The organism is Undibacterium sp. GW821-FHT07F11, from assembly GCF_059418665.1.
Window position 1 is genome coordinate 305,599 of record NZ_JBWKQH010000002.1, and the last position, 23,212, is coordinate 328,810.

Consider the following 23,212-nt stretch of genomic DNA (forward strand, 5'->3'; position numbering starts at 1 on the left):
CTAAAAGAGCCATAGTACAGGACATGTCTAAAAAAACTGCTGCACTGCCAGCGTACCCACGAGAAATCAGCGATTTACAGCGATTTAATTAATCACACCACAAGTCAGATATCACAAAATCATGATATACAGCATTCGCTTACTTATATGTCATGCCATAGAAATAATTAGTATTGATAATCCCGCACTTGTCGCGTCATTACCGACCCAGTTATCCGGAAAGTCCCGCCATTTGCGATGACGCCATTCGTTAAACACTTGATGTCTGAAGCTATACTTGAAAGATTTTATGAAAAAAATTTCCTGGTTACCGCCCGCGGCGCTGGTAGCAATTGCCCTGGCAGGCTGCGGCAGCAGCAATCCAGCGGCTACAACCAATGTAACGCCCGTGGTTGACCCTAACAGCATCCCGGAGGGAACGGTCGTCAAACTCGCCTTGCTTGAGACCACGGATATCCATCAAAACATACTGAGCTACGACTACTACGGTTTGAAAGCCGATACCAGCCTGGGCCTGGAAAGAACGGCATCCCTGATCAAAGATGCACGCGCAGAAAATCCCAATAATATTTTGCTCGACGATGGTGACGTTATCCAGGGTACCTTGCTGGGCGATTACCAGGCGCTGGCAGCGCCCGTCACTTGCAGTGGCACGCTGGCCATTTACAAAGTCATGAATGCACTGAAATACGATGGTGCTGGCCTGGGCAATCATGAATTCAATTATGGCCTGGGCTTCCTCAGCCAGATCACCAATACTGACTTTGGCCTGCCAGATGTCAGCAAAGCTGGCACTTGCGGCGCCCCTAACTTTCCCCTGGTTTTATCCAACGTTGTCGGTGCCACAAGCCAGAAACCTATCTTCAACCCCACTTCCATCATCAACAAACAGTTCGTTGCGACCAAGCCTGATGGCAGCAGCATGAATGTCAAACTGAATGTGGGCATCATGGGCTTTGTACCACCTCAAATTATGGACTGGGATCAAAAATCTCTGGCGGGCAAAGTGGTTGTCAATGGTGTGCAAGAATCTGCCAACAAATATGTACCCGAACTACGCGCCAAAGGGGCAGACCTGGTCGTCGCCCTGTCACATGGCGGACTGGATGCATCACCCTACAGCCCTAAAATGGAAAACGGCAGCCTGCACCTGAGCACAACCGGTATTGATGCGCTGATGCTGGGTCATGCTCATTTGATTTTCCCTGCACCGAAAGAAGTTGGCGCACCAGCTATCGATGCATCTCTGGCTGCCCTGCCCGCCGCTATCGTGGATACAAAAAAGGGTCTGGTAAATGGCGTGCCAGCCGTCATGGCACAAAGCTGGGGCCGCCGACTGGGTATCATACAAATGACGCTCAAATACCAAAGCGGTAAATGGGTCGTGCAAAAAGACCTGACCAATGTAGAAGCGCGCGGCTTCAAATACAAAGATGGCACCAGTATCGTTGATGCTGATGCGTCTATCGCGCCACTGGTTGATACCGAGCACAAAGCCACCATCAACTATGCAACGCAAGCTCTGGGCACGACAACAGACTTTGAAATGTCGGCCTACTTTTCATTGGTCGGCGATGTCTCTGCGATACAAATCGTCAATCAGGCACAAATCGATTATGTGAAAAAATTCATCGCCACGTCGAATGACGCGACGATAGCCAGCTACAAATCCATTCCTGTCATTTCATGCAGCGCGCCATTCAAGGCAGGCCGCAATGGCCCGACCGACTTCACTGACGTTGCCCCTGGTGCCAGCCCGGCTACGCCATTTGGTTTGCAAGTGCGCAATCCGGGTGACCTTTACCTGTATGGCAATAACAATCTGCAAGCAGTGAAAATCAAGGGTTCTGATTTGAAGAACTGGCTGGAAACTGCAGCAAAACAATTCGGCCAGATTGACCCGACACTGACGACAGAGCAAGACCTGGTACCGTCTTATTCAACCATCTACAACTACGATGTATTCTATGCAGACAATAATGCCCTGACCTACCAGATCGACGTTACCCAGCCAGCAGGAAAACGTATCGTCAACCTGACGTATGCAGGCAAGGCCGTAGGTGACAATGACGACTTTATCGTTGCGACGAATGACTATCGTGCCGGTGGCGGAGGCAACTTCCCAGGCATTGATGGCAGCAAAACCATCATCAAGTCACCAGACGCAAACCAGGCAGTGGTCAGCGACTTCGTTAAAAAACAAGGCAAGATCACTGCTGCAGCGAACGGCACTGGTCAAAGCTGGAGTTTTGTAAAAGTAACGACCAAAGGCCCCGTCATTTTGCGCTCCGCCCCAGGCAAAATCTCCGTGGCACAAGCACTGGGTCTGGGTCGCGTCAAGTCTGAAGGCGCACTGGATGCCAGTGGTTTTGCAAAATATGCGATAGATTTGAGCAAGTAAAAATTTGCATAAAACAGCATTAATGAATAAGCGTGCACCTCAAAGTGAGGTGCACGTCTGCTCTCTTGGCGACACTATGTTGAACAAATTTAAAATCAGTGCAGGCATTTTATTAGCCTGCAGCCTATGCGCTTGCGCACCGGTACCAACCACGGCAGAAATTGAATCCGCTGGCATACAGGCCTTGCATGCGCAACTGCCATCTGCCATCGCATCACTGGAAAAATGGGCCGATGCTGGCAATGCAGTGGCGCAGCGAGAGTTGGGTTTAGCGTATGCGATCAAACCTGAACAGCAAGCCCTGGCATTGCATTGGCTTGAACGCGCCGCAAAAAAAAATCAAAGTGGCGATGCGGAAGCCCAGTTCCAATTGGCCGAAGCTTATTATAAAAGCCGCTTGGGTCTGGCAAAGAATGAGCAGCAAGCCTGGAAATGGTATGAAGCAGCTGCAAACAATGGCTATGGCAAAGCCAGCTTTATGCTGGCACGCATGGCCAAGTATGGTCAAGGCACGTCACAAGACATTGTACTGTCTGTCAAATGGCTGGAGAAAGCCAGCGAACAAGGCAATGCCCAGGCCATGTTCCTGTTATCGAACGCCTATGCAGCGGGTGAAGGCGTCAAACAAGATCAGGCATTGGCCAGAAAATGGCTGGAAGAATCTGCAGAACTTGAATACCCGGTTGCGATTCAGGCGCTGGCAATGGAACTGGAAAGCGGCAGTAAGCATATGGAAAAAGACCCACTGAAAGCCAGGCATTTAATCAAGGAAGCTTCAGACGAACGCATGATGCGCTGGAACAGGTATCAATAAAAGAATGTCGCCAGCATCGATGTAACAGCAAGTGCCATCATACCGGTGGCTAACCAGCCTAATATTGTCAGCCTTCGGGTAATCACAAATTTACCCATGATATCTGCCCTCACTGCCATCAACATCATGACCACCATGATAGGCACAGAAATCACACCATTGATGACGGCACTCCAGTACAGTGCCTTGATGGGGTCAATTGCAGTAAACCCCAGTACAATGCCGATGACGGTAGAAAGCGCAATGATGGCGTAGAACTGCCTGGCCTGCATGGGCGTATCTTCCAGGCTGTTTTTCCATTTGAAGGCTCCTGCCATGGCATAAGCTGATGAACCAGCCAGTACAGGTATAGCCAGCAAACCAGTACCGATAATACCCGCACTGAATAACATGAAAGCAAAATCACCGGCGACGGGCCGCAATGCCAGTGCCGCCTGGGCAGAAGTCTGGATATCGGCAATACCATGCATGTTCAAAGTGACGGCAGTAGTTAGTATGATGAAGAAAGCCACCAGATTGGAAAATGCCATCCCTACATAAGTATCAAGTTTTATGCGCTTCAAATTGGCTGGTGCCTGTTCAGGTGCATGGATCAGCGGGCGCGCTTGATGATCAGCGCGCATCTCCTCGACCTCTTGCGAGGCTTGCCAAAAAAACAGATAGGGGCTGATGGTGGTACCGAACAGTGCAACCACGGTCGTGATGTATTCTTTTTTCCACGATAGTTGCGGCATGACTGCACTCAACAAGACCTTGGACCAGGGCGTATGTACGACAAAGACAGTAGCGACATAGGCCAGCAAAGCCAGTGTCAGCCATTTCAAGAAACGCACATAACGCTGATAAGGAATAAAGACCTGCAGCAGCAAAGACAATACGCCAAAGCCTATGGCATACAGATGTGCCTTGCCGCCTATGAGTAACTTCAATGCTTCACCCATGGCAGAAATATCGGCAGCAATATTGATGGTATTGGCGACCAGCAAAAGACCAACCACTGCATACAATAACCATGCAGGATAATGACGACGGATGTTGGTGGCAAGACCATGACCACTGACCCTGCCTATGCGGGCACTGACGATTTGTATACCCACCATTAAAGGGTAAGTAAACAACACCGTCCACAACATATTAAAACCGAATTGTGCACCCGCTTGCGAATAAGTGGCGATGCCACTAGGGTCATCATCTGCTGCGCCAGTGATCAAGCCAGGCCCCAGTTTTTTTAACAGGGACGATTCTTTGGAGTCTGTAGACGCACTTGAAGTCGGTTTATTCATATCCTGATTTTCGAATGCGAGTGTTTGCTTTTGATTTTATGGTCGTCGATGGGTTACATCCATACCTACACCTCTGTATCCGGCAAACCGGCTGGCCGAGTCAAAGAAAGGTTCCCCGCTGACTTGCAGGTATTGTATTGTGCCATCCTGTTTGCAGCGCCGGTAGATAAAATCCAGAAACGGCCGGCGATTGGCGATATTATCGTCGAGTTGTTCGCGCTCATCGACGTCCCAGCCTTCCATGCCACCGCTGGGTGCATTACCCAGCATGTCTTCTGCCTGTATACCCAACATTTCAAATACTGGCCCCGATACACTGGTGAAATTACCAAACTGGTCCTGTTCCCAATACCAGTCAGATGAGAGTTGGGTAAAACTTTTAAAGCGTGCTTCACTGGCGCTTAACTCTGCCGTGCGCTCCAGCACAGTTTGCTCTAGCCGCTTATTGTAATTATCCAACTGTTGATACAACAAGCGCACTTCCAGCATGTTGTGTATGCGCGTCTGCACTTCCTGCAGGTCAAAAGGCTTGCTGACAAAATCCTTGGCACCAGCCTGCAAGGCACGCAGCTTATGTCCCGGCTGGGCAGTAATCACCAGTACCGGCAAATAGGCATCAGCTGCGATGTTCTTTAATTCTTCCATGACTTCAAAACCATCCATGCCGGGCATTTGCAGGTCCAGCAATATCAGGTCATAGTTGTGCTCTATATGCAGTGCGCACACGGTACGTGCATCCATGGTTGTGGTGATATTGGTATAGCCAATATTACGCAGCATTTGCTCCAATAACATCACATTAGCTTTTTGATCGTCAACGATCAGGATGCTGGCCTTGAGAATTTTGACTGTTTCAAGCATTTCATTCTTTCAAAATCGTTGTCACCTCAATACTACATTTTCAGATCAAATCTCAACGACATCTTTTTGTGTCTTGCTGTCCAATTCGCCCGTCTTACGATCCAGGCCATGTTCTTTTGCATGATGCAATGCAAGATCCAACGCATCCATGAACTCACTCACCTTGATGGGTTTAGTCAGGTAGCGGAAAAAGCCCGCATCCAAACCTTTTGCGATATCACGCGGCATGGCATTTGCAGACAGGGCCATGACGGGTATATGCGCCGTCAACGGGTCGTTTGCCAAAATCTTGAGCGCACCAAAACCGCTAAGGCCAGGCAGATTAATATCCATCAAAATCACATCTGGTTTGCATATCTGTGCCGTGCTGATACCCAAATGAGCATCCACTGCCGTCAACAGCTTGAGATCGCTGCGGCGCGCAATCAATTGCTCTACCAAAGCCAGGTTGGCTGGATTATCTTCAACATATAACAAACTACGTTGCGCTGATGCATGAACTGCCTGCTGTTCGCCACATGGTTCAGTTACAAATTCATCCATACCTTCATCATGCAAAGCCGGTGCAGAGGCCAAAGCCAACTCTATCCAGAACACACTGCCAACACCGACATTGCTTTCAACACCAATCACGCCACCCATGAGTTCAACCAATTGCTTGGTCACGACCAGACCTATGCCGGTTCCCTCTTCATTACCTGCATCCTGTCCCAGACGATTGAAGGGTTGAAACAACTGCGCCACCTGCTCAGGCGACAATCCCTTGCCAGCATCCTTGACGCTGATACGTATGCGACCCTCGCCACGCATGGCGTATTCGACCGTAACCGAGCCTTCGTGCTGATTGTATTTAATCGCGTTCGACAACAAATTCACCATGACTTGCTTGAGCCTGGTACGGTCAGCAAATACATACAATGGCATGTCTATGACAGGGAAAATCATTTCTATGCCGCGCGTCTGCGCCTGTGGCTCTATCATGGACTGGCAGTCAAGCAAGACATCGGCAAGCAAGATGGATTCTTTTGAAATACTGACCTTGCCAGACTCTATCATCGCCAAATCAAGGATTTCATTGATCAATCGCAGTAAATACCAGCCAGCCTGCAATATCTGGTCTATAGATAATTTTTGATTGTCTGACGGTGGTGGATTATCTGATGCCATCAATTGCGCAAAACCCAACACTGCATTGAGCGGTGTGCGCAATTCATGGCTCATGCTCGATAAAAATTCCGACTTGGCCAGATTCGCCTTTTCGGCAATAGCCTTGGCCAATTCCAGTTCTATATTGTTATTCTGCAGTCTTTGTTCAAATAATTTATATTCAGTGACATCACGGGCTGACGCAAACACGCCTTGCAACCTGCGTTCACGATCGTATATCGTGCTGGCATTGTAGGAAATTTCAGTTTCCTTACCGTCTTTTGCAATCGCAGTCAGTTCACAATTACTGACCTTGCCAGTTTGCAGCGCACGCTTCATCGCCAGTTCTGCTGCCGCAGGTTCGGTAAAATAATTTTTGAATGGCGCACCTATCAATTCATCGCGCGTACACCCAGTGATGGCTTCCATCTGGTGATTAACATCGCTGATGACGCCATTCAAGTCCGTAGTAATCAAGGCATCAATATTGGCTTCAATTAATGAGCGCGTATAAAATTGCTGATCACGTAAACGCTGATCCAACAAGGCCTGCTCTGCCTCCACTTGCTTGCGTGCGGTATTGTCTGTGCCTATCAAGAGACTACCTATGACAACCCCCTGCGCATCACGTAATGCCGTGACTGAAACAATGGCCTGCAAACGACTGCCGTCACGACAGATATAGGTCAGTTCATGATTGTCTTCCAGGCTACGCATCGCTTTAAAAATCAGCGCATCATAACCCAGGGCAACCGGGGTATTGAATTCTGCACTCAGCGCAGCTGCTCTGGCGGCGAGTTCGTCAGCATCAGAGATATCAGCGGGGCTAATCAGGTTGACGACATCGGCAGCGTCATAGCCCAGCATATGTTCGGCACCAACATTAAAAATCTGGATAAGCCCCTGGGCATCAGTCGCAATAATGGAAAAATTCTGGCTATTAAAAATGGCATCCTGCAAGGCCCCCATCTTGAGCAATACTTCACGCACCTTGAGTGAGGTTTGCTCACCAGCCATACGACCCAATGTGGCGCGACGTATCTGTAAAGCCCATAGCAATAAAAATACCAGCAAAAACCCAACGCTGCCTACCACCAGTTTGATGCGGAATGCTGCTTTTAATTTACGCTCATCGAGCAACACCTGCTCGTCGACAATCGCTTCAGTCAAAATATTTTGCACCTTGGCAGATGCCAGCAAGCCCGCATTAAACAAGACCCGGGCAGCGTTAAAGCCAGAAACATCAAATTGCTTCTGGCTTTCGTGCATGATAACCAGCCTCTCATCAACAGCTTTTTGCAATTGCTGTATGCGTGCCTGCTGCTGGGGATTATCCAGTGTCAAACCATGCAAATGCTGGACGACTATCGCCATGTCTTTGAGCCGGCTGTTACGCTGGTTTATGAAACGATCTTCTTTGGTCAGGAAATAGGCTTTTTGACCGTTCTCCGCCTCAGACAGTTTGACACTCAATTCGCTGAGGTCATCTATCACCTTGCGGGTATGGTCTATAGACTTGACTGCATCAAAAGGTACCGCGATATTCCAGGCAATACCACCTATCATCAACAAGGCCAGCAAGGTGATACCAAAGCCGATTAAGGTCAGACGCTCTACCGAGATTGCCTTCATATATTTTCATTCACAGCAAACCTTCAGTAAATTTCGAAATTCAGACCAGCATTTACAAACCCATGTTGCTTTATATGCTGCTCTGTGTGTTGCTCTGTACGCCGCCCTGTACATAGCCAGTTTTCCTGACAATTGCGGCAGGCGCGACAGACATGGCTTTCCCCTGACGCTGCAAAACATCCGACAGCAGGCGGGCAAACTCTTTTTTGACTACGCCATAACATTCGCACACATGCTCTTCCAGCCCGCCTCTGTCAACGACAGTGATATGCCCACGCCGATAACTGATAAAGCCATAGTTTTGTAATTTACCTGCCGCTTCGGTTACTCCTTCGCGCCGCACACCCAGCATATTGGCGATCAACTCCTGGGTGATGGTCAGATCATTGCTCTTCATGCGATCCAGCGTCAACAAGAGCCAGCGACAAAGCTGCTGTTCGACCGAATGGTGGCGATTACATACTGCCGTTTGCGACATTTGAGTAATCAATGCCTGGGTATAGCGCAACAAAAGCCGCAACACCGGCCCGGCACGGTTAAATTCTTCCAGCAAGATATGGGCCTTAAGACGATAACCAAAGCCACCTGTCTGCACTATCGCACGGCTGGGTGTGGTATCGCCGCCCATGAACAGGGAAATACCGACCAGACCTTCATTACCGACACCGGCAATTTCTGAGGAACCGCCGTTTTCCAGCAAATAATGCAGTGAAACAATCGCCGTCACCGGGAAATACACATACTGCAACTTGCCACCCGACTCATATAAAACATCACCAAGCAACATGGAAACCAGTTCCAGATGGGGTGCCAGGCGATCAAATTCTGTATCCAATAATGCTGCCAGCAAATGGTTTTGATTCGGGTCTATCTGATTGTCCATATCGAATTCCTACGTAATTTAGAATGAAGGACAAGGCACAATACCTACGCAAAAAATCTGCCAGCATGCCCCGCGCGCCCCACTCTATGGCACTTCTACTTATAGTGTCTGTTCGATATCACACATATAGAAAAATAATGCGAAGAAAACTCAGTAGCTCTTGTCCACTCAGTTTATATCACATGTATCGAAAGCTTATTCACGACTTTGTATTGGAAGCTGCACTATGGCAGCTTTAAAAAAATAGTTACGTACGCTAGCGTACATACAACTGCAAATCAGGCATTAATCTATGCGGCACCGCTCAGAATGTTTGATTGAGAAGGCATTGATGGCAAAACACTCACGTCAATATCAAATTTAATTATCTTTCCGGCTCTGACCAGTCCGCCCAGTGACAGGACGAAGCACTGCTGCGCGCCGGTCTGATTCCCCCAACACATGCAAGGGGTCACCGCGAGGGATGTCGGCAAGCAGGCGATCAAATTCCAGTTTGACGACGGCATAACATTCACAGACTACCTTTTCCAGTCCAGGGCGATCTATCACGTCGATACGTCCACGGCTGTACTGTATCAAGCCCAGTCTTTGTATATTGCCCGCTGCAGCCGTCACACCTTCACGTCTGACACCCAGCATATTGGCAATCAACTCCTGCGTCATGGAAACAGAATCCGAAGGCAGTCGGTCCAGACTCAGCAACAGCCAGCGACAAAGTTGCTGCTCTATGGAGTGATGGCGATTGCAGACAGCAGTTTGTGTCATTTGCGTAATCAGCGCCTGGGTATACCGCAGCAAGAGACGCAAAAAAGGCCCGGCACGATTGAATTCATCTTTCAAATACTGCGCCTGGAGGCGGTAGCCATAACCGGCACATTGCACCACAGCTCGGCTGGGTGTCGTTTCACCGCCCATGAACAGAGAAATACCAAGTATGCCCTCATGACCCACGATGGCTATTTCAGCTGAGGCACCGCTATCCAGCACGTACAACAAAGAAACGATGGAGGTGGTTGGAAAATAAACGTAATTCAAGGTGCCTCCAGCCTCATACAAAGCCTGCCCCAGCGGCATTTCCACCAATTCAAGATGCAGGGCAAGGCGATCAAACTCTGCTTGCGGCAAAGCGGCGAGCAAATGATTTTGCAGAGGGTTATGCGGAATGGTCATGGGTGGGGCTCTGAGCTGCCAGCTCACTGGAGTGGCATGGATTGTATAGACTGGATTATCTATCTACAGAGTAGCAGGTATGCGGCTGGTGTATGTGCGCCATCGCGCATATAAATTCGATTTATAGCAACTTATTGATCAAACAAGAAAATAGTCTCGCTTTTGCAGGCAACATGACTGCCCTCAGGAAGCAGATTACCTCACCCGCAGACTAAAGCAAGCCTATTGAAAGGGAATGGAAGTGAGTAGTCGTGTAAATTCTTTTTGCACGACGAAATAACATTCGCAAACCACTTTTTCCAGACCTGGCCTGTCCAGCACGATAATCGCGCCGCGGCTATAGCAGATCAAGCCTGCGCGTTGCAAATTGCCTGCTGCCTCTGTTATTCGTTCACGACGCACACCAAGTACATTGGCGATTCTTTGCTGTGTGATATTTACCGACTCTGAAGATAACCTGTCAAGGCTCAACAACAGCCAGCGGCACAATTGCTGTTCCACCGTATGATGTAGATTGCAAATCGCAGTCTGCGTCATTTGCGTGATCAGTGCCTGGGTATAACGCAATAAGACACGCAGCAAAGGGCCAGCGCGGTCAAATTCCACCTTCAGTAATTGCCCCTTGAGCCTATAGGCAAAACCGGCATTTTGAACGACTGCGCGGTTAGGCGTAGTATCACCACCCATGAATAGAGATATGCCTACCACACCTTCATGGCCAACAGCAGCAATCTCGGCGGAGACACCATCTTCCAGCACATACAGCAATGAAACAATCGCAGAGGTAGGAAAGTAGACAAACTGCTGACGCACTCCAGACTCATACAAGACATCACCAACCGCCATGGTGATAAGTTCAAGCCCGACAGACAGTGACGCAAACTCCGCTGCGGGCAAGGCCGCGAGCAGATGATTTTGCATAGGACTGGGGGATGTGTGCATTAACGTTTTTGGCCTTAAAATTCCACTAGAGATTTTGTCACACAGACAAAGCCGGGTAGTGGAGCGCTAGCCTATCACGTCATGCAAAAATTTTATGCGCGCTTGCGCACACATGCCATCATGAACAAGTGATTTAGCGAAATATTATCTAAATCATCGCTACAAACGAGCAAGGCACCAAAAGATGCATTGCGTATTTTCAATGTTGGTATCGGGTAAAAGCTGACATGAATCAGAAATCCACATATCAAAGCAAACACGGCAATTGCTCAATTTTTTAATCAGGACGGGAATGAAGATGCAATAACACGCTGATTTTTGAATATGAAGCTGAGAAAGCAAAAAGCCCGGCAATTAACCGGGCTTTTTGAAGCTAAGCTTTGATTTACTTAGCGAAATTCTGGGGTGACCGATGGGGTTCGAACCCACGACAACAGGAATCACAATCCTGGACTCTACCAACTGAGCTACGGCCACCACTGTATCGCGCACTAATATTGCAGTGCAAGAGAGCTACGCATTATACGAGGAATTTGGCTTGCTGGCAATAGCATTCTTGGGCAATCAGGCGCAGGCCCATTTAACTTATGCCAACACAGCCTCTGCTACCTGCCTTACCGCCCACACCCAGCATAACTGATTCATCAGAATTTGCTGCCGCCGCCCTCACGCTGCCTACCCATGCCGCTTTTACGTTGCGGCGCTTCACCATTATCGGGGCGTTTGGCTTTAGGAGCGTCTACCGTGGTGCGCAAGGATGCATTGACAAACATTTGCAGAGCCTGGCGTTGCCTATCATCCAGCGCGTCGTTCAAGGTCAGTACCAGTTCGCGCATTTGCTTATTTTCTTGCACGGTGGTTTGCTCTTCTTGCTCAATTTGCGGGTTCAGGTCACGCAATTCGATATTATTTTGCTCCAGGCGCAACTCCAGTTCTGCTTGCATACGGTTCCTGCGTACATCGCGCTGATGTAGCATGGTCGACAATTTGCTCTCGGTCTGCTGCCATAGCACTTGCTGATTGGCATTCAGGTTCAGCTCCTTCTTTAACTCCCCTGCTTTGGCCAGCAAACTGTCCAGACGTACTTCCATGACTGGTGTTGCATATGAGAGGGAGGTAAACAGGGTAAAACAAGCGGAAAAGACGATGTTGCGCAAGTTAATGGAGTGCATATCATTCCTGCCTAAAAAGACACAGGCCCAGGCACTGAGCAAAACGCCAGGCATAAAAAAGCCCACGCATATGAATGCGTAGGCGAAATCTCACTGAGGTAGTGAGTTGAAGGAGCGTGCAATGAAACATAAGCAATATATTCCGACAAGAACCCAACTCAATGATGTATTACAAATTCTTACGAATACTCGCGTTTGATTTACAAATTAGCTCATGTATCAGACTTGAGTGATCCACACAAATCCACTACTTGCTACGCTGCAATAGAGGCTTGCGTGTCCTGGCTTCTGTCAAATGCAGTAACGCTTTGCATGGCAAGGGCCGCTTCCAGTAATAATTCAGGCTTGCCGGAAGCGAGTCTCTTGCTATCAGACAGTATCTGACGGAACACGCGCGCGCCCACCAGACCCATCATCAAGCCCAGCATATGACGAATGACGGTATTCAGGCGCAAGCCTTTGCCACCATTGCCATACAATTCCAGTTGATGATAGATGTAGGGAATCATCTGCTGCAAAATTTCTTCCCTGCTCTTCACCGGAGTGGTATCGCCATAATATCGCTCATCGAAGCTGGCCATGAAATAGGGATTGTGATATGCCTCACGCCCTATCATGACACCATCGACATGTTGCAGATGCAAGTCCATGTCTTCCAGGGTTTTGATGCCACCGTTCAGGATGATTTCCAACTCTGGAAATTCTTTTTTCAGGCGATAGGCATAGTCATACTTCAGCGGCGGGATTTCACGGTTTTCTCTGGGCGACAAACCCTTGAGTATGGCATTGCGCGCATGGACGATAAAGGTCTTGCAACCTGCGTCAGCGACGGTGCCGACAAAGTCACGCATGAATTCATAAGAATCCACTTCATTGATGCCTATTCGGTGCTTGACCGTGACATCGATAGAGACCACATCCTTCATCGCCTTGACACTATCAGCAACCAGTTGCGGCTCTGCCATCAGGCAGGCACCAAATGCACCTTTTTGCACGCGTTCAGAAGGGCAGCCGCAATTCAGGTTGATTTCATCATAGCCCCATTGCTCGCCCAGCCTGGCTGCATGCGCCAGGTCAACCAGCTCGCTACCACCCAATTGCAGGGCAACCGGATGTTCGCCTGGATTAAATTCCAGATGACGTTGTACATCACCATGCAAGAGCGAGCCTGTCGTCACCATTTCAGTGTACAACCAAGAGTTGCGGGTAATATGACGGTGGAACTGGCGGCAATGCCTGTCAGTCCAATCCAGCATTGGGGCCACGGATACGCGGCGTGGGGGTAGTGCTTTTGTATTCACAATAAAACAAGACGGCAATTCACAATGCCGTATTGTAACCTGTGATGGGAAAATCGCCTTTGAATACACTCAAAGCAAGCACAGCCCCACGACAACAGAAAGCACGATCCCTTCGTCAATTCTTCGAAAAACATTAGAACTTATTTCATAAATAGGGTGAGTAAATAGGGTGAGATGGGTTTGCCTCATAACACGGGCTGGCAAGGGTAAAGCAGGGAATTCGTGCAGTATGCTGCACGCCTGCGTACGATGTACGCTTGCAAGCGCACATGCGCCCTGCAAGGGGACGATATGTAGCTCAAAAAGGACAGGCCGAATGAAGCGTCGAACTTGACGCTCGACCAGGAATCGCTAACAATGCGTCCGTTTTATTTAATCTGTGGACTGCGATCTGGTCTGCTTAACGCTGGACATCAATTCGCCTTTACCGCGCACATCAACTCAAACTTTCAACAATCAATCAAGGTAACAACTCAATGAAGATCATTACCGTTCTCACAATTGCAACCACACTTCTCATTTCTGGGTGTGCATCTGTGGATATGGCCTCAAAAGCTGAATCATCAAAGGCAAAAGAATTCAATCCGCCTAGTCAAGGTAATGCTGGCGTTTATATTTATCGCGACAGTTTCGTTGGCAAGGCTTTGAAAAAAGACGTATGGGTTGATGGGAAATGCATAGGCGAGAGTGCGCCAGATGTATTTTTTTATACGGAAGTTGAGGGCGGGAAAAAACATAAAGTCGATACAGAATCTGAGTTTTCACCAAATACTCTTGAATTAATGTTCGAGGCTGGTAAAAAATATTTTATTCGACAGTACATTAAGTTGGGTGTCTTTGTTGGTGGCGCAGGGTTAGAGAGCATCCCTGAAGAGCAAGGTAAAATAAGTATCTCCAAGCTAGAAATGGCCAAACCAGGCAAATGTAGCGCAGCAAGATAATTGTAGATTCAAACGAACCAGAACGCCCGACCTGAAAGTTGAGCTTGACGCCGCAGTGGATTTAAATATCCTGATATGCGGCGTCTCACGACACCGCATCTGTGCAGCACAGGCCAGATCATCCGCTCGCCTTCCTCATCGACCATAATGCCCGCCCCCCCCTCCTGGGAGGCAGTGATGGGTCCGGCCCACGACAACAGGAATCACAATCCTGAACTCTACCAATTAGATCAACAGTAAATAAATCAGACTGCTAATCACTTTAATCAGGCTTTAATCACAGGCTTGTGCTGCGTACCTTCACCGCGCGTCATAAATAGCATGCGGCTAGGCGCAAAAATTTTTGCCGTATGCCAGCGCCCCTTGGGCACCAGTACCGCCTCCCCTGCTTTCATATGTATATGCTGAACGGCATCATCCACCTCAATCAAGAAATCAGCAAGTCCCGATAACAAATACACGAATTCATCAGCGCGTGGATGCATTTCCCAAGTGGGCCAGTCTGATTCGCAACTGAATTCACTGATCAGCCAGTGCTTGCCAAAAGCCTCAATATCTGACTCAGGCAAGTTCCAGAACGCCGGGCCCTCGGTCAGTACGGTCGCCATACCATCGGCAGCTAATGCGACATAGGTTTTTTGAGGTTCTATTTTCATGTTTAGCCTCCTTAAAAATATGGATCTTCTGCAAAAATATTTGGTATTGCTGACCAATAACTATCAGCTGATTTACACAGTAATAATGCCTGAAGTCACTGCTTGCGCATGGTCTGCAAAAATAGCCATGGCCGTCTTCATGGGGTGGAAACCCAGCTTTTGATAAAAACCTTCCTTGCCAGGATTGGCATACAAGATGATTTTCTTATGGCCCTGCGATTTCTCCACCAAGTGATCCACAATAGCCTTACCCAGCTTGATGCCCTGAAACTCAGGATGGATAGCGATATCACAGATATATGAGCAATCAAGGCCATCTGCCAGAGCGCGGCCGACACCCACCAATTGATCACCGGCATACACAAAGCATTTATACATGCTGTTGGAAAACACGATTTCCAGATTTTTTGCGGGTTTATTGCCAAGTGGAGCAATCCTGTATAGCTCGGACAGCGCCTGCCAATCGATTCCATCTTTCACAGTGACCCATTTCAAATCCATCATCTTGTCCTCGCTGACATATCTACATATCGGCATCTTGCAATAATATCTTTAGTAATTAGACAATATTACATCAATAAGTTCAAGTGAGCTTATGGGCAGAATAAAAGCATGCCAATTGCGAGGCAATTCAAAATGACCGTACCGGCAAATGCCAGCCGGAAAGAGGGCTTGATGGTCTTGTGACGAAATATTTTTTGCGCCAGGATAGCGCCTGGCCAGCCACAAGCCAGACCACACAATAATAAGCTACGCTCGGAGATTCTTGACTCACGTTTGCGTGCCGCTGCCTTATCCAGACCATACATGATCAGGGTGATGATGCTCATGGCGACATAGATGCTAGCCAAGCCCAGCAATTGCAGTTTCTGGTCGGCATGCCCTGAGGATAAGACTTCTGCAATTTGATCAAAAAAATCCATGCCATCGCGTTGGGGGATGAAAGAGCCCGGATTATTGCAGACCAAACATCGCCAGTCCATTCTTATACGCAATGCGCTCTGCAACATCTGTTGGCAACTCGCTTAGCACACGACGATAAAAGGCTATCAGCTGCGGTACATCATCCCAGCGCGAAGTCACCCAGGTATCAGTGCCTAGCACGAATCTGTCGGGGTAACGCAAAAACAGACGCTTCCATTGCGGACTCAGGCTGCCGTTTTGCTCAAGATCGGAGCGAAAAGATAATTCACCTACCAGGTTTGGATATTGCGCAAACATGACTTCGACTTTATCGAGCGAAGTACTCATGCCAGTATGTGCCCAGATCAGTTTTACACCTGGTGCGTGATGCAAAATACGTTCTATGGCATCTTCATCGGAATGCGCATGCAGCCACAGGTCACGCTCCCTCGCCAGCTTGGCAATTTTTGCCATATAGGGTGCATCAGCATCCTTGCCAAATATATGGAATTCACCAATGCCGCGATAGATGCCGCGCTGCAGTTCTTTTTCAACGAAGCGCTCTATCTCTGGATTGGCAAACCAGTCATGTCTGTCAGGCTGCACTCTGTAGGGGCGCAGGAAAGGAACGATCTTGATGTCAGGCGCATTTTGCGCAATCAAATCCAGCGTACCATCATTCGGGCGACTGGTCGCCAACACGGCACGTATGCCAAGCTGACGCCACAAGGCAATAACACGCTGCGGCGACCAGGTGCTGCGAGCTTCGATGTTGTAATGCATGTGGGCATCGAATATGGGCAAAGGTTCTGCTGCTGCCGCACCAGCCGACATCATGACCAAGGAGCAGGTCAATAAGAAACTCTGTAGTTGCCTTTTCATAGCCATGCTCCAGTGCCAAATTTGATATCCCTTTGAATCAAGAATACACCCTATGAAGGAAGCGTCAACTCCCTGATTACAACATCCTGGCTATCAAGGCTTTTTCATGCCTGGCATCCAGTGGAATACGCACCTTGTGCCCTGCCCCACCTATGATATTCAGGGGCTGATTTTCAGCATTACGCATCTCGGTGAGTCTGATCATTTCATTGCCATTCGGTGAAATGATTTCTATCTCATCGCCAACAGCGAAACGGTTTTTGACTTCGACTTCTGCCCAACCATCTGTCACTTGCAAGACTTGCCCCACATACTGGCTGCGGTGCGCCTTTGATACACCTTCCATGTAATTTTGGTGTTCTTGCGTATGGTGGCGCTGATAAAAGCCATCGGTATAACCGCGGTTGGCGAGACCATTCAACTGGCCCAGCAAGTCAGTGTTAAACGGGCGACCAGCGACAGCATCATCTATCGCACACCTGTAGGTTTGGGCAGTGCGGGCAACATAGTACAAGGACTTGGTGCGCCCTTCGACCTTCAGTGAATCAATACCGATTTTTGCCAGGCGTTCGACATGCTCAACGGCACGCAAATCTTTGGAGTTCATGATATAGGTACCATGTTCGTCTTCGAGTATGGGCATGAACTGACCAGGTTTACCACCCTCTTCTATCAGATAAGGTCGGTCAGCGAGCGGGTGACGTGGCATATCGCCCATGGCAGAGAAAGACTGATTGGCTTCTTCCAGCGCCTGCTGATAATTGAACTGGATACTCTCGACCGGGATGCGTGCCAGGTCGCCAGTTTCATTTTCGGTGGCGTTTTCGACCTTGTAATCCCAGCGACAAGAATTGGTACACGTGCCCTGGTTGGGATCGCGGTGATTGAAATAGCCGGACAACAGGCAACGCCCTGAATAGGCGATACACAAGGCACCATGAACAAAAACTTCCAGCTCCATTTCCGGGCATTGCTGGCGAATTTCTTCTATTTCATCGAGCGATAATTCACGCGAGAGAATGACGCGTGTCAGACCCATTTTTTTCCAGAATTTTACATCCGCCCAATTCACGGCATTGGCTTGCACTGACAAATGCACAGGCACCTCTGGCCACTTCTCACGGACCATCATGATCAGACCAGGGTCGGCCATGATAAGCGCATCCGGCTTCATGTTGATGACCGGCTCCATATCGCGCAGATAGGTTTTGAGCTTGCTATTGTGCGGGAAGATATTACTGGCGACGAAGAACAACTTGCCACGCGCATGAGCACCATCTATGCCCTGCTGCAATACATCAAGAGTAGAAAATTCATTATTGCGGGCACGCAGGCTATAGCGTGGCTGGCCTGCATATACCGCATCGGCACCAAAGTCGAAAGCGGCATGCATTTTTTCCAGCGAACCGGCGGGCAAGAGAAGTTCTGGGGCTTTGAGCATGGCAAGAAAATCCGAAAAGAAAAATGTCCGCGATTTTAGTACCATGCTAACAGTCAGGTAAAATTTACCTGCCCATTATTTGATGTACATCAACCATGCATAGTCAGGCATCATTGCTGCGCATGGCAGTCAACTCATTAAACACCAGCGCAACCAGTACGACTATGCCACCATAGATACTGGCAGTAGCTGGCACCTCGCCTGCCCCTAGCCAGGCCCAGATCGGCGCCAGCAAAACTTCAAGCAGAGACAGCAAGGCAATCTCCGGAGCAGTCAGGCTATTCGAGGCCCTGACCATGAGCATGCAGGGCAAACCCAATTGAAAGAAACCGAGTATCGCCAGTATGCCAATATCATGCAGCGAGGCATGAAAAGGCCAGGCAAATGGCAGCATCATCAGCGCAGAAATAGTACCTCCCAAAAACACCGCAGGCACCAAATCAACCGCATGGCTGCCCTTTTTGAGAATGATGACGTTGGCCGAAGCCGCCAAGGGTATGCCAAAGGCGATGAGCATACCAATCAAGCCGCGCTCATCCACTTCAGAAATGCTGCCGACAAACATCCAGCCCATGCCTACGCAGGCTGCTGCAATCGCCCACCAGGTACGTGCTGGTATGCGCTGGTGCAAGACCAGCCAGGCCAGCAATGCCGTGAACAAAGGCGACAGGCTTTCCATGATGGAAGTGTTGGCGACTGTCGTCATGGTCAGTGCAATCATGAAGCAGCTATACATGGTGGCCCACATGCAACCAGACAGAAAGCCTATCTTACCAAGCAATTTAAGGCGCGGGATGAAGGCCCACTTGTATTGCCGCACCATGACGCCAGCAATAAAGACTGCAGCAAAAAAGCTGCGCCAGAAAGTAACTTCAAAATCACGCGCAACTTCGAGGTGACGGGTAAATACACCGGCAATACTCCACAAAGTAGCAGCGCAAATCATCAGCATCACCGCTTTACGGTGAGACATTTTATTTTGCATATGGATCCAAATAAAAAAACCCGTTTGACCCTGGCCAGACTGGCTAGAGCAAAACGGGTTGATCTTCGTGCGGCAAAATTACCAGCCGCACCAGTCAAAGGAAATCAGCTTATTCGCGTGATGCCTTTTTACGTTCGTGCTCTTTCAGGAAACGCTTGCGCAGACGAATGCTCTTAGGTGTCACTTCTACCAGTTCATCATCGTCAATAAACTCAACCGCGTATTCCAGGTTCAACTGGATAGGTGGAACCAGACGCACCGCTTCATCCGTACCGGAAGAGCGAACGTTGGTCAATTGCTTACCCTTGATCGGGTTCACAACCAGGTCATTGTCACGGGAATGGATACCAATGATCATGCCTTCATATACTGGGTCATTGTGGCTGACGAACATACGGCCACGGTCTTGCAATTTCCAGATAGCGTAGGCAACTGCTGCACCATCATCCTGGGAAATCAGTACGCCGTTACGACGGCCACCGAGTTCACCTTTGGAGTTGTCGACTGGTGCGTATTCATCAAACACATGGCTCATCAAGCCTGTACCGCGTGTCAAAGTCATGAATTCACCCTGGAAGCCGATCAGGCCACGTGCTGGAATACGGTATTCCAGACGGACACGACCTTTGCCGTCCGGTTCCATGTTTTGCAGATCGCCACGACGACGACCCAGCTCTTCCATGACGCCACCTTGGTTGGCTTCTTCGACATCGACTGTCAGGTTTTCATATGGCTCATGACGTACGTCACCAACCATTTTGAAAACAACGCGCGGACGGGATACTGCCAGCTCAAAACCTTCACGACGCATGTTTTCGATCAGGATGGTCAGATGCAACTCACCACGACCAGAAACTTCATACGTAGAATCATCACCTTCAGCCTGCACAACGCGCAAAGCCATGTTGGATTTCAATTCACGTTCCAGACGGTCACGGATTTGGCGTGTCGTCACGAACTTGCCTTCACGGCCAGCCAATGGAGAACTGTTAACCATGAAGTTCATGGTCAGAGTTGGTTCATCAATCTTCAACATCGGCAAGCCTTCAGGCGTGTCCGGTGCGCAGATGGTGGAGCCGATACCGATTTCTTCGATACCGTTGATCAGGACGATGTCACCTGCCAATGCTTCATCAACCAGAACGCGGTCCAGGCCTTTGAATGTCAATACTTGATTGATACGTGCCTTGGTTGGCTTGTCTTCTGGACCATTCATCCAGACTACGTCTTGCAATGCCTTGACGCGGCCACGCAGGATACGGCCAACGCCGATTTTACCAACGTAAGAAGAGTATTCCAGGGAAGTGATTTGCAATTGCAGAGGACCATCTGGATCATCTTCACGCGCAGGAACGTGTTCCAGGATAGCGTCAAACAATGGCTCCATATTACCTTCGCGCACGGAGTCTTCTAGACCTGCATAGCCTTTGAAGCCGGATGCGTAGACGATAGGGAAATCGAGTTGCTCATCGGTTGCGCCGAGTTTGTCGAACAATTCAAAAGTCGCATTAACGGCTTTTTGTGGATCAGCGTTTTCACGGTCAATCTTGTTGACGACAACGATAGGTTTCAAACCCAGAGCCAGCGCTTTACGCGTAACGAAACGCGTTTGCGGCATTGGGCCTTCTTGCGCATCAACCAGCAACAAAACGCTGTCCACCATGGACAAAACACGTTCTACTTCACCACCAAAGTCAGCATGGCCTGGCGTATCGACGATGTTGATGTGTGTACCTTTGTATTCAACAGCACAGTTCTTGGACAAAATAGTGATACCGCGCTCTTTTTCGATATCATTCGAATCCATAACACGGGCATCAACCTGCTGGTTGTCGCGGAAAGTACCGGACTGACGCAATAACTGGTCAACCAGAGTGGTTTTGCCGTGATCGACGTGAGCGATAATGGCGATGTTACGAATAGCGCGTTTTGAAGTAGACATGATAGCGTTCTTATTGGGTAAATCTATGAGGTAAATCGGATAACCTGCGATTATAACATGCTGCAGCGCAAAAGTAGAAAAACTCCTATTATTTCAAGGAGTTGCTACCGCGCGATGACACAATCAGGGTGTGCTGACATATCTTTTAGTCAAACGAATGGGTGAGAAACCTTGTCTGGCTAGGCGTACGGAGCGCTGCCTGGCGAGCCAAGTGAGCGACGCACAACAACGCCAGGCGAGGTTTCTGACCCATTCCCTCCGGATTCTCCCCATATCGCACGCTGGACTGCAGGGTTTGCAAGATTCTGCGTCTTGTCAGGGACACCAGCCCTGACTGCACCGCCCATGCAGGGCGCATGTGCGCTGGTAGGCGCACATCGTTGCGCAGGCGGGCAGCATGCCGCCCGCAATCCCTGCTCCACCACATTGCCAGCCCGCGATATGAGGGGAACGCTTTGTCTAAAAGATATATCAACACACCCTAGTGTTCAGTGGCAATCAGGCGCTCGGGCGCGAGTATGCCGTATTCCTGTAACTGGGCAGAACCCAGCAACTGCCCGTCCGATTCACGATAGACGCGAACGCGGCCAGTTTCAATAGGTAAAACGACTTCTTCTTTATTTAATGGCAGACGCTGCCCATGCAGGAAGCGGCGGGACAGCTCATCGGTCAGGTAAACCGGGGCAAAGCTGGACAATAAGGCATCAACCGGGTCCAGCAACGCCAGGCGTTCTGGCTCTGGCAAGCTTTCAAGATACTCCAGGGTAATGGATTTCTCCAACACCAGATGGCCGACACAAATACGTCGCAATTCCTTCAAATGCGCACCACAGCCCAATGCCGCACCTATGTCTTCACCCAGCACACGCACATAGGTGCCCTTGCTACATTTCACCTTCAAGTTCAGGAAAGGCGCTTCATAAGCCAGCAGTTCCAGCTCATGAATGATGACACTGCGCGCTTCGCGTTCCAGTGTGATACCGGCACGTGCGTATTCATACAGGGGCTTGCCATCTCGCTTGAGCGCTGAATACATGGGCGGCACTTGCTGTATGGAGCCAGTGAATTGCCGTAAAGCATGCTGAATTTGCTCCAGGCTGACTGCTACCGGCTTTTCTTCCAGCACTTCACCTTCAGTGTCACCAGTTGTGGTCGTGATGCCAAGGTGCACTACCGTAGTATAGGTCTTGTCAGCTTCGAGCAAATCCTGGGAAAACTTGGTGGCTTCACCAAAGCACAGAGGCAATAGGCCAGTGGCAAATGGATCAAGCGTGCCAGTATGTCCGGCTTTGGCGGCATTTAAAAAGCGCTTGGCTTTGATCAGCGCATCATTACTGGAAAAACCAACTGGCTTATCCAATAGCAATACACCGTGCACAGGCACGCGCTTTCTTTTAATCTGCGGAGTCGTCATGTTGTCAGCAGCCTGTCACCAGGCCGCACAATGTATCGTTCAGAATTTACTCTTCGCCGTCGTCTTTGGCGCGGGTGGCATTGGCTTCATCGATCAGTTTCGACATGGCCATGCCACGGATGGTAGATGTGTCATGCACGAAATGCAGTTGCGGCAAGGTATGGATGCGCAGACGCAAACCCAGTTGATTGCGCAGGAAGCCGGATGCCTTGACCAGGGCTTCAACAGTATTTTTGACGGCCACAGGATCGTCCACAAGTGTAGTGAAATACACTTTTGCATGGGCATAATCAGGGGTCAACTGTACTTCAGTCAGCGTGATCATGCCTACACGCGGGTCTTTCAATTCAGACCAGATGATTTCTGCCAGGTCTTTTTGAATCTGGTCTGCTACACGCAGGCCACGACCTGGGATATTTTTGCTATGTTTTGCCATAATTTTC

The 23,212-nt window shown here is 49.3% G+C and carries 20 protein-coding genes, 1 tRNA gene and 1 pseudogene; 3 read left to right on the forward strand and 19 right to left on the reverse strand.

Going from position 1 to position 23,212, the window contains the following annotated elements; all coding sequences use genetic code 11:
- The first annotated feature begins 289 nt into the window (after positions 1–289).
- The gene (locus AC07OI_RS05135; protein WP_495256486.1) at positions 290–2,401 is read left to right on the forward strand and encodes a bifunctional 2',3'-cyclic-nucleotide 2'-phosphodiesterase/3'-nucleotidase; all 2,112 of its coding nucleotides are present in this window, start codon (positions 290–292) and stop codon (positions 2,399–2,401) included.
- A 76-nt stretch (positions 2,402–2,477) separates the two neighbouring features.
- Positions 2,478–3,215, forward strand: coding sequence for a tetratricopeptide repeat protein (locus tag AC07OI_RS05140; protein ID WP_495256487.1), 738 nt, complete (start codon positions 2,478–2,480; stop codon positions 3,213–3,215).
- On the opposite strand, the gene AC07OI_RS05145 is transcribed toward AC07OI_RS05140, so the two are convergent.
- The 10 genes and pseudogenes from AC07OI_RS05145 to dusA form a co-directional block, all read right to left on the reverse strand.
- Positions 3,209–4,498, reverse strand: coding sequence for an NRAMP family divalent metal transporter (locus tag AC07OI_RS05145; protein WP_492702843.1), 1,290 nt, complete (start codon positions 4,496–4,498; stop codon positions 3,209–3,211). The genes AC07OI_RS05140 and AC07OI_RS05145 overlap by 7 nt on opposite strands.
- A 36-nt stretch (positions 4,499–4,534) precedes the next feature.
- The gene (locus tag AC07OI_RS05150) at positions 4,535–5,359 is read right to left on the reverse strand and encodes a response regulator (RefSeq protein ID WP_495256488.1); all 825 of its coding nucleotides are present in this window, start codon (positions 5,357–5,359) and stop codon (positions 4,535–4,537) included.
- A 45-nt stretch (positions 5,360–5,404) separates the two neighbouring features.
- A complete protein-coding gene (locus AC07OI_RS05155) occupies positions 5,405–7,522 on the reverse strand; it encodes a hybrid sensor histidine kinase/response regulator (protein ID WP_492703124.1) in 2,118 nt (705 codons plus the stop codon).
- A gap of 117 nt (positions 7,523–7,639) precedes the next feature.
- Positions 7,640–8,137 (reverse strand): annotated as a pseudogene (locus AC07OI_RS05160) (CHASE3 domain-containing protein); the annotation flags it as partial.
- Between the two features lie 70 nt (positions 8,138–8,207).
- Positions 8,208–9,020, reverse strand: a complete 813-nt coding sequence (locus AC07OI_RS05165) for a Crp/Fnr family transcriptional regulator (RefSeq protein ID WP_495256489.1) — start codon at positions 9,018–9,020, stop codon at positions 8,208–8,210.
- 360 nt (positions 9,021–9,380) lie between these two features.
- The gene (locus AC07OI_RS05170; RefSeq protein ID WP_495256490.1) at positions 9,381–10,190 is read right to left on the reverse strand and encodes a Crp/Fnr family transcriptional regulator; all 810 of its coding nucleotides are present in this window, start codon (positions 10,188–10,190) and stop codon (positions 9,381–9,383) included.
- A 222-nt stretch (positions 10,191–10,412) separates the two neighbouring features.
- Entirely contained in the window at positions 10,413–11,132 is a 720-nt protein-coding gene (locus AC07OI_RS05175; protein ID WP_495256491.1) for a Crp/Fnr family transcriptional regulator, read from the reverse strand.
- 401 nt (positions 11,133–11,533) lie between these two features.
- Positions 11,534–11,609, reverse strand: a tRNA-His gene (locus tag AC07OI_RS05180).
- A gap of 167 nt (positions 11,610–11,776) precedes the next feature.
- On the reverse strand, positions 11,777–12,304 hold the full coding sequence (locus tag AC07OI_RS05185; protein WP_495256492.1) for a hypothetical protein: 528 nt from the start codon (positions 12,302–12,304) through the stop codon (positions 11,777–11,779).
- 254 nt (positions 12,305–12,558) lie between these two features.
- On the reverse strand, positions 12,559–13,560 hold the full coding sequence (dusA, locus tag AC07OI_RS05190; RefSeq protein WP_495256493.1) for a tRNA dihydrouridine(20/20a) synthase DusA: 1,002 nt from the start codon (positions 13,558–13,560) through the stop codon (positions 12,559–12,561).
- Between the two features lie 521 nt (positions 13,561–14,081).
- On the opposite strand from dusA, the gene AC07OI_RS05195 reads away from it, so the two are divergent.
- Positions 14,082–14,546: a DUF2846 domain-containing protein gene (locus AC07OI_RS05195; RefSeq protein WP_492702838.1), complete on the forward strand. Its 465-nt coding sequence runs from the start codon at positions 14,082–14,084 to the stop codon at positions 14,544–14,546.
- A 266-nt stretch (positions 14,547–14,812) separates the two neighbouring features.
- On the opposite strand, the gene AC07OI_RS05200 is transcribed toward AC07OI_RS05195, so the two are convergent.
- From AC07OI_RS05200 to rbfA, 9 genes are all read right to left on the reverse strand, one after another.
- On the reverse strand, positions 14,813–15,202 hold the full coding sequence (locus tag AC07OI_RS05200) for a cupin domain-containing protein (RefSeq protein WP_495256494.1): 390 nt from the start codon (positions 15,200–15,202) through the stop codon (positions 14,813–14,815).
- A 72-nt stretch (positions 15,203–15,274) separates the two neighbouring features.
- Positions 15,275–15,706 carry a GNAT family N-acetyltransferase gene (locus AC07OI_RS05205; RefSeq protein WP_495256495.1) on the reverse strand — a complete coding sequence of 144 codons (432 nt, stop codon included), beginning with the start codon at positions 15,704–15,706 and terminating at the stop codon, positions 15,275–15,277.
- Positions 15,707–15,795: 89 nt separating this feature from the next.
- Positions 15,796–16,125 carry a DUF1294 domain-containing protein gene (locus AC07OI_RS05210; protein WP_495256496.1) on the reverse strand — a complete coding sequence of 110 codons (330 nt, stop codon included), beginning with the start codon at positions 16,123–16,125 and terminating at the stop codon, positions 15,796–15,798.
- A 31-nt stretch (positions 16,126–16,156) separates the two neighbouring features.
- A complete protein-coding gene (locus AC07OI_RS05215) occupies positions 16,157–16,987 on the reverse strand; it encodes an amidohydrolase family protein (protein ID WP_495256497.1) in 831 nt (276 codons plus the stop codon).
- 76 nt (positions 16,988–17,063) lie between these two features.
- A complete protein-coding gene (trhP, locus tag AC07OI_RS05220) occupies positions 17,064–18,428 on the reverse strand; it encodes a prephenate-dependent tRNA uridine(34) hydroxylase TrhP (protein ID WP_492702833.1) in 1,365 nt (454 codons plus the stop codon).
- A gap of 103 nt (positions 18,429–18,531) precedes the next feature.
- The gene (locus AC07OI_RS05225; RefSeq protein ID WP_495256498.1) at positions 18,532–19,401 is read right to left on the reverse strand and encodes a DMT family transporter; all 870 of its coding nucleotides are present in this window, start codon (positions 19,399–19,401) and stop codon (positions 18,532–18,534) included.
- 121 nt (positions 19,402–19,522) lie between these two features.
- Positions 19,523–21,355 (reverse strand): translational GTPase TypA, encoded by a 1,833-nt coding sequence (typA, locus tag AC07OI_RS05230; RefSeq protein WP_492702831.1) that lies wholly within the window; start codon positions 21,353–21,355, stop codon positions 19,523–19,525.
- 481 nt (positions 21,356–21,836) lie between these two features.
- Positions 21,837–22,769 (reverse strand): tRNA pseudouridine(55) synthase TruB, encoded by a 933-nt coding sequence (gene truB / locus AC07OI_RS05235; RefSeq protein ID WP_495256499.1) that lies wholly within the window; start codon positions 22,767–22,769, stop codon positions 21,837–21,839.
- 46 nt (positions 22,770–22,815) lie between these two features.
- The gene (gene rbfA / locus AC07OI_RS05240; protein ID WP_492702829.1) at positions 22,816–23,205 is read right to left on the reverse strand and encodes a 30S ribosome-binding factor RbfA; all 390 of its coding nucleotides are present in this window, start codon (positions 23,203–23,205) and stop codon (positions 22,816–22,818) included.
- Between the last annotated feature and the right edge of the window lie 7 nt (positions 23,206–23,212).